The organism is Candidatus Magnetobacterium casense, from assembly GCF_019173545.1.
GTDB classification, from domain to species: domain Bacteria; phylum Nitrospirota; class Thermodesulfovibrionia; order Thermodesulfovibrionales; family Magnetobacteriaceae; genus Magnetobacterium; species Magnetobacterium cryptolimnobacter.
In genome coordinates this window covers 1-13,263 of sequence record NZ_JABXWD010000055.1, presented here as the reverse complement: position 1 = coordinate 13,263, position 13,263 = coordinate 1, and the positions used below count along the sequence as shown (strand labels likewise).

Sequence of the window (13,263 nt, the reverse complement as noted above, 5' to 3'; positions counted from 1 at the left end):
CCATGTACTTATCACCACAGGATTTTTTACAGCCAGTCTTTTTTGGTGAGACAAAATTTGCTTGTTTTTGATATCATATCAAATCACAATATATAGGAGGTCTACTATGAAGTTTATAGAGGAAGCCAAGTTTAGGAATAAGCTCATTATTATATTGATACTGCCGCTTTTGAGCCTGTCTTATCTTTCGATTAGCGAGGTGCTCAGTAAGTACAAGGTGGCCCGCCAGATGGGGGCTATGCAGGGCATGTCGGAGCTTGCCGTAAAGATAAGCGCCCTGGTACACGAACTTCAGAAGGAGCGTGGTGCCTCGGCTGGGTTTCTTGGCAGCAAGGGTGCGAAGTTTGGCCCGGAACTCAAGGAGCAACACACAACCACCGACAAAAAGCTGAAGGAGTTGGTGGCGTTTGATGCAACGGATGCCAAGACCGCCTTTAAAGCCGAAATGGATGCGGCAAACAAACAACTACAACAACTCAATAACAACCGAGAGCTGGTAGGTGGCCTCAAGATATCAGGCGGGGAGGCCATCAAGTATTACACCGGCATGATATCAGACCTCTTAAGCGTCATAACCAGGATGGGTAAGTTAAGCAGTAACGCGGAGATTTCGGCGCTTGCCATTGCCTATGTCAATTTTCTGCAGGCAAAGGAGCGTGCAGGGCAGGAGAGGGCCGTTTTGAGCAACACCTTTGGGGCCAATGCGTTTGCTCCGGGAATGTTCATCAGGTACTGCTTTCTGTCTTCGGCGCAGGAGACCTATATGAGGTCTTTCCTTTCGCTGGCCGACGAGGAGCAGAAGCAGTTTTATACCAACAAGATGACAGGGCCGGTCGTCGAGGAAGTAGAGGCCATGAAAAAGGTAGCCTTTGACAAGGCCGCTGTTGGAAACTTTGGTATAGATGCGGTGCACTGGTTTAAGAAGATGACGGAGAAGATAAACATGCTCAAAGAGGTTGAGGACAAACTATCCAGCGACCTCAGCACAAAGGCGCATGGGCTTCAGAGATGGGCAAGGACAGAACTTGTGTTGTACATAGTGCTGACGGTAGTGGTGTTGGTGGTGTCGATTTTTTGGGCATACGTGGTGATTGTTGGGATATTGAAGCAGTTAGGCGGTGAGCCTGCCGTGGTTGTTGACATTGCCAAGAGGATTGCCGATGGCGACCTGACGATTGACTTCACGAACGATAAGCCTGGCCGTGGCACCGGGGATACGGGGCTGTATGCCGCCATCAAGGACATGGTGCATAATCTCAGGGAAATTGTATCGGAGGTAAAGGAGTCTGCCAACAGTGTATCTACGGGCAGTCAGGAGTTGATGACTTCGGCTGCGCAGACCTCCGAGGGAGCGGCGGAGCAGGCGGCCTCTATCGAGGAGACGTCTTCGTCTATGGAGGAGATGGCCTCCAACATAAAACGAAATGCCGCCAATGCCCAGCAGACGGAAAGAATAGCCCGTGAACTGGTGGGTGAGGCACGGCAGGCGGGCAAGGCCGTTTCACAGAGCGTTGTGGCCATAAAACAGATAGCCGAAAAGATAACCATCATAGATGAGATAGCGCGTAAGACAAACCTGTTAGCCCTCAATGCGGCAATAGAGTCGGCGCGGGCCGGGGAGTTTGGCAAGGGCTTTGCCGTTGTCTCAGCCGAAATCAGAAAGTTGGCCGAACGTAGTCAGGAGGCCGCCGCACAGATAAACGAACTGTCCAATTCAAGCATTAACATTGCCGAATCAACGGGCAAGATGCTGGACAAGCTCGTACCGGATATAGAAAAAACCGCATCCCTGGTAGAGGAGATCACGGTATCGAGCAAGGAGCAGGACATTGGCGCCGAGCAGATAAACAAGGCCATACAGCAACTGGATAAGGTGGTGCAACAAAACGCCGGCACTGCCAATGAGGTGTCTTCCACGGCAGAGACTCTGGCCACTCATGCGCAACAACTGCAACACTCGGTGACTTTCTTTAAGACCGACCAGGGGTAAGGCTCAGTCAATAAGTAAGCTAGCATAAGTAACTATAACAAGCAGGAAGGGGTCAAGGGGGCTGGCCCCCTTGCAGGGGGTTCTGAAGGGGGGCGGAGCCGCCCCTTTCTTTCTTCTATTCAAGCAATTTTGATACCCGAAAAAACTCGAATCCGATCAGTATACATGTTTCTGCTCTCTTGCTTAGTTTATCTGTATTCCCTGGTTGCCGATGGTGAATTCTACGGGCTGTCGTGCGTGATTCATCCCCCTGGATTTCACGATTCGGAGTGTCCTTTTGACTTCGCCATCGGGTTGCAGGTCCCTAAGGACGATCCAGATATCCATCAGGGCTGAAATCCCTGAGTCGGTTTGCCCGCAGTTTTCGTCATCAGGGGCGTGGTCAGTGCATAACGTTGTTATGTTATATTCCCTAATGTAATCAATCAGACTTACAAATAGACTGCTGACATCATTTGAGGTTGTCCTTGAGGTAAAAAACGATATGCTATCCAATACCACCACGGCAGGCTTAAAGGATTCGATAGTATTACAGATAACGGTGAGGGTCATCTCCGGGCCATCGAGGCTTGGGCGGGATGTGTAAAATTTCAACAAGCCGCTCTTTACGTGTCCCTCCAAATCCATTCCAATAGAGTGCATGTCTCTGGCGATCTGGCAATGCAACTCGTTAAACGACAAAAACAGACACCTGTTACCACGTTGACAGGCACTATCTACAAAGCTAGCCGCAAAACTGGTCTTGCCCGTGCCTGAACTGCCGGTTATCAGTATACTGCTTGCACGATAAAAGCCCCTGCCGTCTAACATGTTGTCGAGCATTTCAATCCCCGACGATATGTGATCTGTCGGTAGCTCATGGCAGAGGGACTTTACGGCAAAGACGTTAAAACCATCCCTGTCTATAAAGAACAAATGCTCATTGGTTGCGTGGCAGGAGCCACGATACTTTAATATCCTTAAACGCCTTGTTGACGTCTGTTCGTTCATTTTACGGCTGAGTAGGATCACGCAATCGGAGAGATATTGCTCTACGTCGTCCATGTTACCCACACGCTCGTGCCGCTCACTCGTAAAGACCGACGTAACACCAAGCCCCTTGAGGTGGCCAAAGAACCGGTACAGCTCCGGGCGTACACCGGGGTTATCAAGCACCCCTGTTAAGAGGGGGTCTATGCTATCGATCAACAACCTCTTGGCCCCAAGCCTCTCAACGGCATTCTTTACCAGGACAAAGAATCCGCCAAGGTCGTAAGTATTAGATTTGGTAATGTCGTCTCTGTCTATAAACAAGTAGGAAACATGGATTTTATCTTCTATCTGGAGTTGAGCCAAGTCCCAATTGAATGATGAGTAGTTTTGATAAAACTCTGCCTCGTTCTCTCCAAAGCATATCATAATTGCAGGCTCGTTGTAATGGCGGGCACCCCTGACAAGAAACTCCAGGCCAAAGATCGTCTTTCCGGAACCAGGCCCGCCATATATCAGAGTTGTCCGTCCCCTGGGCAGCCCCCCCCCCGCTAATATCATCAAACCCCCTTATAGACGTTGGACATTTTTCAACCAACGTTGAATACTCCTGCGGCATGAACCCTTTAGCTCTATCTTTCATAAGCCCTCCAGTAAATCTATCTGCCATATTCTAACACTGAATCACTCACGATTGCAAATACAGGGCAATCGCATTTGACCGGCTACGAAGAAGCACCCTTGACCCCATAATGCTTAACCTTCTGCCATCACAGAAATATTTACAGGAACCTTTTTTTCCTTACGGTCAAATGCGATTGCCCTGACAACTTAGTTCTGGACGTTGACACAGGGCAGAGAGTCATGATACTATTAGGTATGATTGCTTTAGCAGTAGGCGTGATACTCAGATTAGCCAGGGCAGCGTTGGCGGTGATGACATTAGCGATGCTCACCGTGCCGATACCATTGTTGGCGGCGGATTCTGGGACACGGGTGCCGATCCTGCTCTACCATCGCCTGGGGCCTGTGGTGGCCGACAGCATGACTATTGTGACGTCCGTGTTTGAGTCGCACCTGAAGTATCTCAAGCAAAACGGCTATACGGTGATCCCGTTGAGGGAACTTGTGGATTATCAACTGAAAAAGAGGCCTTCGCTGCCGCCACAGTCGGTAGTAATCGTAGTTGACGACGGCCATAAGTCAGTCTATTCTGATATGTTGCCCCTGGTTAAGAAGTACAACGTGCCGGTGACGCTGTTTATATATCCCTCGGCCATCTCTAACGCCTCATATGCCATGACCTGGGACCAGCTCAGGCAATTGAAAGGTACCGGCCTCTTCGACCTCCAATCACACACGTACTGGCATCCTAACTTTAAAACGGAAAAAAAGCGATTACCCCCCAACGAATATGACAAACTCATTGACATGCAACTGAAGAAGTCCAGAGATAAGCTCCAGAAGGAATTTGGCGCTAACGTAGACCTGCTGGCATGGCCCTTTGGCATATACGATGACCACCTCATGACCAAGGCCAAAGAGGCCGGATACGTTGCCGCATTTTCGATTGAGCGCCACCATGCAGGCAATGGAGACAATATCATGGCGCTGCCGCGGTATCTGTTGGGCAATGCAAATCAGGGTAAGGTCTTTGAAAGTATACTGAGGGGTGGAACCCCATAAAAACCAGGTTTATCTCTATACCGGAGAGACACCACAGACAATTGAAATCAATCCAAACAATATAAATACAGGCGAGGTAAAAAGTGAGAGTGAGATTTGGCGCATTAGTAGTTTCTTTTATCATGGTGATGTTGATGATGTTGCCCTGTAGTACGGCGGCGGCACTGGTTGTAAAAGTCGTGGATTCCAAGACTAAAAAGCCCATAAAAGATGCAATGGTAACCGTGGGCAACAGCGTCTTTCGCACCGATGAAAACGGCACGTATAGTCTGAAATCCCCCGCAACAAAGGTGGCGGTCAGGGCATATGGCTATATGAGAAACGAAGAACCCGTTAATGGCGGCAACTCAATCGAAGTGAAATTGACGCCGTTTGAACCACGGGCACTTTATCTGTCCTTCTACGGTATCGGGGACAGAAAGATACGCAACTCTGCCCTGGACCTCATAGCCCAGACAGAGCTAAACGCCCTCGTCATAGACGTCAAGGGCGACAGGGGAATGATAAACTACAAGAGTTCCATAACGCTGGCCTCGGAGATCGGTGCCCAGAAGATCATCACCGTCAGGGATGCAAGGGATATGATAAAGACCCTAAAAGACAGGGGGATTTATCTGATAGCACGGATCGTTGTCTTTAAAGACAATCTGCTTGCAGAGGCAAAACCCGGTTTGGCGATAAAGAGGAAGTCCGGTGAACTCTGGCGCGACAGGGAAAAGCTGGCCTGGGTGGAACCCTTTAACAAGGAGGTCTGGGACTACAACATCAAGATAGCCGAAGAGGCTGCACAGCTAGGCTTTGACGAAATACAGTTTGACTATATGAGGTTTCCCGATGTCAAGGGGCTTACCTTTTCCGTGCCAAACACACAGGAAAATCGCGTAAAGGCCATCACCGGATTCCTCAGTGAGGCCAGAAAGAGGCTTGAACCATATAACGTCTTTATCTCCGGGGACATCTTTGGCTACGTATGCTGGAACCTTGATGACACGCAGATAGGGCAAACGATAGATGGCGCTTTAACCCACCTTGACTATGTATCACCCATGCTTTATCCCTCGGGATTTCAGTATGGCATACCGGAGTACAGAAATCCCGTTGTAAATTCAAACAAGATAGTCTACCTGTCGCTTAAGAGGGCGCAGGAGCGTGCCAACGTACCACCAAATCGATTCAGACCGTGGCTACAGGCCTTTAAGGACTACGCTTTCGATAAACGCCACTTCACGGCCAAGGAGATCAAGGAGCAGGTCAGCGCTGCCGAGCAGTTCGGCTCACACGGCTGGATGCTCTGGAATCCCAGAAACAGCTACACCAACGCCGGCCTCAAGAGTGAGTAACCTTTAGGGTAAATCAATCACAAGGTTAAGAAGGGGTCAAGGGGTCAGCGACCCCCGGCTCAGTGGGGGGCTGGCCCCCTTGCGGGGGGTTCTGAAGGGGCCAGGTGCGACCTGGAGCGACAAAGAAGCGGAGCCGCCCCTTTTTTTTATGTACTCTTGTTGTAGTACACCTTTAGTTTTTGCCTGCCAAATTGTTTAGCTTCAGCGTATGAATCAACAAACAGGTCGATTACCTTACCCTTGACGAGTTTTCCGGAGTCCTCCGCTACTCGCCATCCAATGCCTTCTATGTATACCAGAGAACCAATGGGTATTACCATCGGGTCTACGGCCACGGTCCTGAACTTGTGCGGCGTTGTACCACTTTTTGTCTTATTGTACTTCGCCCACTTACCGCAACTCTTCTCCGAACTCTCATAAGCCGTTATCTCAAATTCGCCTCTTTGCAGCTCGGAGAGAAACATCTCCTCCATATCGGTCAACTTACTCATAAGGACTGCGTTATTGCTCTGTAGCATCCTTACAGCCTTGTTATAGTACATCCCCGTTGCAACGGTGGAGACTATCACCAGGATTGAAAACAGTACGAAACACCTTGTCTTGGGCTTCATGCTTAAAACCTCCTGCATATTTGCTTTCTTTCATACCAGAAAGGATTTCAATGTAGTAATTAGTTTTACAGTTGAAGTGTCTCTATGTTTGCATATTTCATGCCACAACAAGAGCACCACACCCCATATCATCTAAAAGATATTTGAGGAGCGATTTAACCCCCAATCACGCTGCACTATTACCACACTGTGTTGCAATATCAGGACGCTTACCTCTCCTCGGCCTGCCCCTTGCCCAACTTGCGCCATAACGATACCCTGTCGATGCCTAAAATCTGGGCAGCCAGTGTCTTATTGCCGTTGGCCTCCTTCAGCACCCACTTGATGTATGCCGTCTCCTGCTCCTGGAGTGTGGGCAGTTTCCCCTCCTTGCGCCTGAACGTCCTGACGTTTAATCCCCTGAGGTCATCCGTCAGGTGAGCCACACTAATGGCGCTGCCGGTGGCAAGGGCAGTGGCACGCTCTATAATGTTTTCAAGCTCCCTGACATTGCCGGGGAAGTCGTAAAACATCAGGGTTTCTATCACCTCCGGCAATATGTCGCGTATGTCCTTCTTCATCATCAGCGAGTACTTATTGAGAAAATAGTAACACAGGATCGGGATGTCGTCTTTCCTGCTGGCAAGCGGAGGGACCTCAAGGGAGACCACGTTTAACCTGAAATACAGGTCCTGCCGCATATCGCCATTCTTGACGGCCTCGGCAGGGTTTTTGTTTGTGGCGGCGATATAGCGCACATCCGTCTTCAATGGATGCGTCGCCCCCACCCTCAGAAGCTCCTTCTCCTGGATGACCCTCAGCAGCTTTACCTGCATCAGAGGCGACATTTCGGTTATCTCATCAAGGAAAACCGTGCCGCCCGCCGCTGCCTCTATCAACCCCTTCTTCTGCGCAATCGCACCCGTAAATGCACCCTTCTCATACCCAAAGAGTTCACTGCTCAACAGTTCGTTTGTAAACGTCGCACAATTTACTGCCAAAAACTGACTCTCCGCACGATTGCTGTGGTAATGTATGTAGCGTGCAAAAAGCTCCTTACCGGTGCCGCTCTCCCCGCTTATCAGGACGTTACAATCGGTGGGGGCTATCTGGGCTGCTATCTCAAGCAGCTTTAGCAGGTTACCATCCTGGGTTATTATCCGTACCTTTCCCTGATATCGCTCAATATGCTCTCTCAATTGCTTGTTTTCGAGCTTCAGTCTGACCTTCTCTGCGGCCTCCTTTACCACTTTTCTGACCTCATCCAGTCTGAACGGCTTTGCTATGTAGTAAAATGCCCCCTGCTTCATTGCCGCAACCGCCGACTCCAGTGTCGCATATCCGGTGATGAGGACCACCTCGGTCTCCGGATGAAGTTCCCGGCATTTGCTTAGAACCTGCATCCCGTCAACTCGTTCCATCTTCAGGTCGGTCAACACCACGTCAAATCCACCGCCCTCAAGCAGTGTCAACGCCCTGACCGAACTCTGCGTGGCCGTTACCTCATAACCCTCTTTCTTCATTACGTGTGACAGGTTGTCAATCGCAATCTTTTCGTCATCTACAATGAGTATTCGTGGTCTGTATGCTTCGCTCATAAGTACCTGCCCATAATTAAGCCATATGCAAAAAAAGGGGAAAGAAGGGGGCGGCTCCGCCCCCCCCTTACACCCCCCCCGCAAGGGGACCAGTCCCCTTGACCCCATAATTCTCAATCCTAATGAGTGTATTTTTATGTCTATCCACTTATATGCTCCGTTTTACCTTTTTCTGTCTGCAATCTTATCCTGAACGTTGTCCCCATCTGCGGGTGTGAATCTACAGTGATGCAACCACCGTGTTCCTCTATGATCTCATGCACAATAAACAGCCCCAACCCAGACCCCTTACCCACGTCCTTTGTCGTAAAGAAGGGGTCAAATATCCGTGGCAGTACGTTGCTTTCGATCCCCATGCCGGTGTCCTTGATAGCGACATCAACGGCGGTATCACCAAGAACGCACGCGCCGTCATGTCTGAGGCATTTTTCATTGGCGGAGGCTCGTCTGGCTGTTATGGATATATATCCGTCTGTGGTCTCACTATTTGTGGTTATTGCCTCTGCGGCATTTTTGATCAAATTCAGAAACACCTGCTGAATCCTCTGTTTATCGGCATATACAGTGATACCTTCGGATATCTCCATGACAATATCTACCCGTGTGGACAGTTGTCGCTTCAGGAACACGATGGTTTCCTCAAAGAGGCTCTGTAGTGGTAGCATGTCCTTTTTGAAGTCCCTCTCTCTGGAAAAATCCAGCAGCGATCTCACGATGTTTCTTGCCCTGTTTGTCTGATCGTCTATCTGACCAAGCAGCTCTCCAAAGTATTGTATGTCGCCCTGTCCAAGCTCTTCCTGGAGTATCTGACACGACGTCGATATGTTGGACAACGGATTGTTCAGCTCGTGGGCAACACCCGAAAGCATTGTCCCAAGCGATGCGAGTTTTTCGGACTGTATGAGGTGTTTGCGCCTTACTTCCCTCTCCCTGAGCATCCTGTTAAATGCCTCTATCAACGACACCACCTCCCTGTCCCTGGAGTCTATGACGATCATATGAAATCCACCCCCGGCTATAATCTTCATGCTGTCCTGGAGCTGTTTCAGTGGCCTTACAACCGACCTTGACAGCACATGCCCGATGATGGCGCTCAGGATCGTCATCACCAGAATGGCAACCACGATAAAGCGCCTTGAACCTGCCAACACGTCGCGGATGACGCCGCGCTCTGCCCTGGAGATGTTCTCTGCCCTGGTTGTTACGTCCTTTCCCTGTTTCCTTATCTTTTGCCTTAACACCTCCAGGTCATTGTCTGCCGCTTTGGCGAGGTGGTCGTGCCGGTACTGGGTTAGCAACCGGATATATACACTGAGATCATCCTTCAATAGCACGGCATGAGCTATTTTGCCAGCTCCTTTGGTGTCTCTTTCTAGTATCTCCAACGCCTTATTGGCATAGTACAGATTCTCATGAAAGTCCGCCTCCTTACTGTAGAGGAAGTAGTTTTTTTCAAACCTCCTCATCTCAAGGGTGGCGTCAAAGAACTCCGATATTACCTCGCCAAGGAGTATCTTCCTCTCCATAAAGCCCATAACCATGGAGATGAGAAACGAAAACACCGTTATCATAACCAACACGATAAAATAGCCGAGTATGATTTTTTGCCTGATGCCAGGTTGATATTTAAACATCAGGCTATTGTATCAGCATTGTAAAATGGGGTCAAGGGGACTTCTTCGTGCCCGGGGTGGCTCACCCCTCCCCTTGCAGGGGGTTCTGAAGGGGGCCAGGAGCGTCCTGGAGCGACAAGAAGCGGAGCCGCCCCTTTCTTTTCTTGTATCGCACGCAATCGAAACGCGCTATATATACCACACAGTTGCAAAAAGCAACGCAAGGTAAAATATTTCAACGCCGAAGGTGGAAACGGGCTGCCATGCCTGGGGCCTTCACATCTGACTCAGCAACCTCCAAGAGGCATTCCATAGTCGTTGCACATTGCAACAGCTAAACGGTTTCAGATACGAGCAAGGATTAAAATATCACGCAATAACAACACGTTACAGTCATGGCACGTATTTTGATATGCAAAGGGGTACAAACTTTAAATTTAGGAGGAAGTTAAATTATGAAAGAATTGTCAGAAAATCTCGAAAAATTGTTTTCTGCCGTAACGTTTGCCGAGGAGGGCGAATTTGATACCGCCAGGGAGTTTTTAAAGAGCAACAAGAAAGTGCTGTTGGCGCTCAGAGGTAGCAACGTAGATGGACAGACACTGAGATACTCGATGAACATCTGTAAGAGGATAGGGGCAGACCTCGATATCCTGTACATACCGGTGTCGGAGACCTTGACAACCATTGTAGATCGATTTACCGCTGAACTGAAGCTGGAGGGCATAGGGTGCAAGGTTGTAAGAAAGGAAGGGGTGTTTAAACAGGAGATACTCGACTTTACAAAGGTCAACAGGGACGTGCTGTTTGTAATTATCGAGTCCTTTGATGACGTCGATGCCGAAAACTCAGGAAGGGAAAAGGGGCTTTCACGGTCTTGGCTCAATCTGAAGTGTCCCCTTGTTGTAGTGAAAGAAGACATAGTACAAACTATTAATTAATCTTTTTAAGGAGGCTTAAAGAAATGAAACACCAAAGCAGAAAAAAACCATACATGAAGGTAATATTTCTGGGCATAGTGGCGGCGGCACTGTACATACTACTGTTATCTGAGCAGGATATCGTCTTAGGGTATGTATCGCGTGGAGGGATGTATGCGATACTCCCGATAGTCACGGCGTTTATCTTTTCGTTAGTGCATGGGAACTTTACCGGTAACTTCTGGACGGTCATCGGAATTGAGGCCAAAAAGGAGAGGAGATAAAACCATGCATGATGCGGTTATGAGCAACTTTATTCACCTTGATACACTAAACGTGCTGTACCTGTTTGTGCTGGGATTTGTGGGCGGTCTTGTGAGCGGATTTATCGGTTCGGGTGGGGCTTTCGTCCTTACCCCAGGGATGATGAGCCTTGGGGTGCCTGCCCTCGTGGCAGTGGCAAGCAACATGTGTCACAAGTTTCCCAAGGCGCTGGTTGGAGCCATCAAGCGTTACAGATACGGACAGGTGGATGTAAAGCTGGGTGTTATTATGGGTATTTCGGCGGAGGCCGGGGTGCTGATAGGGGCCGGGTTACAGAACAAGATCAAGACGGCCTTTGGCGATGCCGGTTCCAATCTCTATGTCAGCGTGGCCTTTGTGTTGGTGTTGGCCGTTGTAGGCGGTATAATACTAAAGGACATCCTCAAGAGTCTTAAGGCCGGTACCACTGACGATGAGGAACCGTTGACAAAGCTCGCAAAGTGGGTTCGGTCGGTAAACATTCCGGGGACAATGATATATTTCAAGAGCATCGATGCACGGATATCAATACTGTTTACGGTGCCTGTGGGATTTGCAACCGGCATACTTGCCGCCACAATAGCAGTTGGTGGTTTTATCGGGGTGCCGGGTATGATGTATGGCTTTGGGGTACCGGGGCTTGTGGCGTCGGCCAGCGAACTGGTCATAGCGTTTGTCATGGGGCTTGGCGGGTCGTTCAAGTATGCCATGCACGGGCTTGTGGACATACGGCTTTCGATGATAATCCTTGCCGGGTCGTTGTTTGGCATCCAGCTTGGCGCTATTGGCACGACCTACGTAAGGCCATACATGATAAAGGTTGTCATGGCATCTATTATGTTGATCGTTTTGTTTAGCCGTGCGTTGATGATACCGGTGTATATGGCTCAACTTAACATGATAGGCGCACTCGGTGACACGATGGAGAAGGTACTCAAGAACACGAGCTTTGCCATTATGATCTTTGCGCTCCTGCTTGGGGCGTTTATAATACTGAAGGCGCTGTGGAGCGGGCTTGTCGCCGAGAGAAAATTGACCGTAAAAAAAGCAGTGTCTTAGGAGGATTGAGATGGAAGATTCCAGAATAGAAGCCATGTACAGAAGTCAGTTGATGGGCGAACTAAAGTCCCTGCTGCTTGCCGTGGACGGTTCGCCCTTCAGCGAAGGTGCGATAAAGGAGGCGTTGCTGTTTTCAAAGTCGTGCGGGATCAGGCTGACGCTGTTGTACATTCAGGGATTGATTGACTCGTATGAATCCGGCGGACTCACGTTTGTTGAACGCAGGGACACACGGATCGATGATTACTTTGACAAGATCAGAGAGGATGCCGCCGAGGAAAACGTCGAATTAGACATCATAATAAGGCGCACGGACGACCCCTACAAGGGGATCATAGATGAGGCGGTGGACAGACAGAGCGACGTAATAATCATGGGCAGACGCGGCATGACAGGACTCAAGAGGATGCTCATGGGCAGTGTCACGGCCAAGGTCATAGCGTATGCCCCCTGCAAGGTGTTGGTAGTGCCCAGGGAGGCCAGCATAAAGGGCGAACACATCATGTTGGCCACGGATGGCTCAAGGTACAGCGACGCCGCACAAGAGGAGGCCATCAGCATGGCCAAGAGGTGCCCACAGGTCAAGACATTTACCGCCCTGTCGGTGGCATCCTCAGACAACAAGCTCGATGACACCAGGAGAATCCTTGACGGCGTCACAAGCACTGCCAATCGTGTCGGCGTCAACGTGGAGACCGTCACGGCTGTGGGCAGTCCTTACGAGTCCATTGTCGAAACCGCCCGGACCCGTAACACCAACATCATTGTAATGGGCACGCACGGACGCACCGGGATCGACAGACTGTTGATGGGAAGTGTCGCCGAAAGGGTTGTTGCACTGTCCCCGTGCTCGGTACTTGTAGTCAAGGGCGTGTAAGTTTTCATCCCCAGTATGGCGTTGTCCTCCACCATCTCGGAGGCATCCTCCCCATACCCACCTAACCCCTCCCATAAAGGGAGGGGCGAGGCCCCCCATTTCTTGTTTTGTAGCGCACGCAATCGAAATGCCAAAATATGCGTTAGATTCACCGACATTTAAAATATTATACTAAAATGACACAGTTTTTTTCAGGCATGGTAATTGAGTGTGAAATAATGGGGTCAAGGGGACTGGTCCCCTTGCAGGGGGTTCTGAAGGGGGGCGGAGCCGCCCCTTTCTTTCTTGTATGCAGGCAATTTTGATACCCGAAAAAAC

Annotated in this window: 11 protein-coding genes; 7 read left to right on the top strand and 4 right to left on the bottom strand. The window is 49.8% G+C overall.

The window, feature by feature from the left end; all coding sequences use genetic code 11:
• The first annotated feature begins 106 nt into the window (after window positions 1–106).
• On the top strand, window positions 107–1,990 hold the full coding sequence (locus tag HWQ67_RS04825; protein WP_218251515.1) for a methyl-accepting chemotaxis protein: 1,884 nt from the start codon (window positions 107–109) through the stop codon (window positions 1,988–1,990).
• Between the two features lie 183 nt (window positions 1,991–2,173).
• Here HWQ67_RS04825 and kaiC read toward each other — a convergent pair whose 3' ends face one another.
• Window positions 2,174–3,520, bottom strand: coding sequence for a circadian clock protein KaiC (gene kaiC / locus HWQ67_RS04820; RefSeq protein ID WP_218251514.1), 1,347 nt, complete (start codon window positions 3,518–3,520; stop codon window positions 2,174–2,176).
• A 318-nt stretch (window positions 3,521–3,838) separates the two neighbouring features.
• Here kaiC and HWQ67_RS04815 point away from each other — a divergent pair, with 318 nt between their 5' ends.
• Both HWQ67_RS04815 and HWQ67_RS04810 read left to right on the top strand, forming a co-directional pair.
• Window positions 3,839–4,645 (top strand): polysaccharide deacetylase family protein, encoded by an 807-nt coding sequence (locus tag HWQ67_RS04815; RefSeq protein ID WP_255317119.1) that lies wholly within the window; start codon window positions 3,839–3,841, stop codon window positions 4,643–4,645.
• Between the two features lie 83 nt (window positions 4,646–4,728).
• Window positions 4,729–5,985, top strand: a complete 1,257-nt coding sequence (locus tag HWQ67_RS04810; RefSeq protein ID WP_218251513.1) for a putative glycoside hydrolase — start codon at window positions 4,729–4,731, stop codon at window positions 5,983–5,985.
• Between the two features lie 146 nt (window positions 5,986–6,131).
• Here HWQ67_RS04810 and HWQ67_RS04805 read toward each other — a convergent pair whose 3' ends face one another.
• The 3 genes from HWQ67_RS04805 to HWQ67_RS04795 all read right to left on the bottom strand — a co-directional run bounded on the left by HWQ67_RS04805 (window position 6,132) and on the right by HWQ67_RS04795 (window position 9,807).
• Complete coding sequence (locus tag HWQ67_RS04805) at window positions 6,132–6,596, bottom strand: 3D domain-containing protein (protein ID WP_218251512.1); 465 nt, start codon at window positions 6,594–6,596, stop codon at window positions 6,132–6,134.
• A 209-nt stretch (window positions 6,597–6,805) separates the two neighbouring features.
• Window positions 6,806–8,173, bottom strand: coding sequence for a sigma-54-dependent transcriptional regulator (locus tag HWQ67_RS04800; protein ID WP_218251511.1), 1,368 nt, complete (start codon window positions 8,171–8,173; stop codon window positions 6,806–6,808).
• Between the two features lie 140 nt (window positions 8,174–8,313).
• A complete protein-coding gene (locus tag HWQ67_RS04795; protein WP_218251510.1) occupies window positions 8,314–9,807 on the bottom strand; it encodes a sensor histidine kinase in 1,494 nt (497 codons plus the stop codon).
• Window positions 9,808–10,241: 434 nt separating this feature from the next.
• Here HWQ67_RS04795 and HWQ67_RS04790 point away from each other — a divergent pair, with 434 nt between their 5' ends.
• Genes HWQ67_RS04790 through HWQ67_RS04775 form a run of 4 tightly spaced genes read left to right on the top strand, consistent with a single transcriptional unit; the run spans window position 10,242 to window position 12,945 of the window.
• Window positions 10,242–10,727, top strand: coding sequence for a hypothetical protein (locus tag HWQ67_RS04790; RefSeq protein ID WP_218251509.1), 486 nt, complete (start codon window positions 10,242–10,244; stop codon window positions 10,725–10,727).
• A gap of 23 nt (window positions 10,728–10,750) precedes the next feature.
• Window positions 10,751–10,990, top strand: coding sequence for a hypothetical protein (locus HWQ67_RS04785; protein ID WP_218251508.1), 240 nt, complete (start codon window positions 10,751–10,753; stop codon window positions 10,988–10,990).
• Window positions 10,991–10,994: 4 nt separating this feature from the next.
• On the top strand, window positions 10,995–12,068 hold the full coding sequence (locus HWQ67_RS04780) for a sulfite exporter TauE/SafE family protein (protein WP_218251507.1): 1,074 nt from the start codon (window positions 10,995–10,997) through the stop codon (window positions 12,066–12,068).
• 10 nt (window positions 12,069–12,078) lie between these two features.
• The gene (locus tag HWQ67_RS04775; RefSeq protein WP_218251506.1) at window positions 12,079–12,945 is read left to right on the top strand and encodes a universal stress protein; all 867 of its coding nucleotides are present in this window, start codon (window positions 12,079–12,081) and stop codon (window positions 12,943–12,945) included.
• Window positions 12,946–13,263 lie beyond the last annotated feature (318 nt).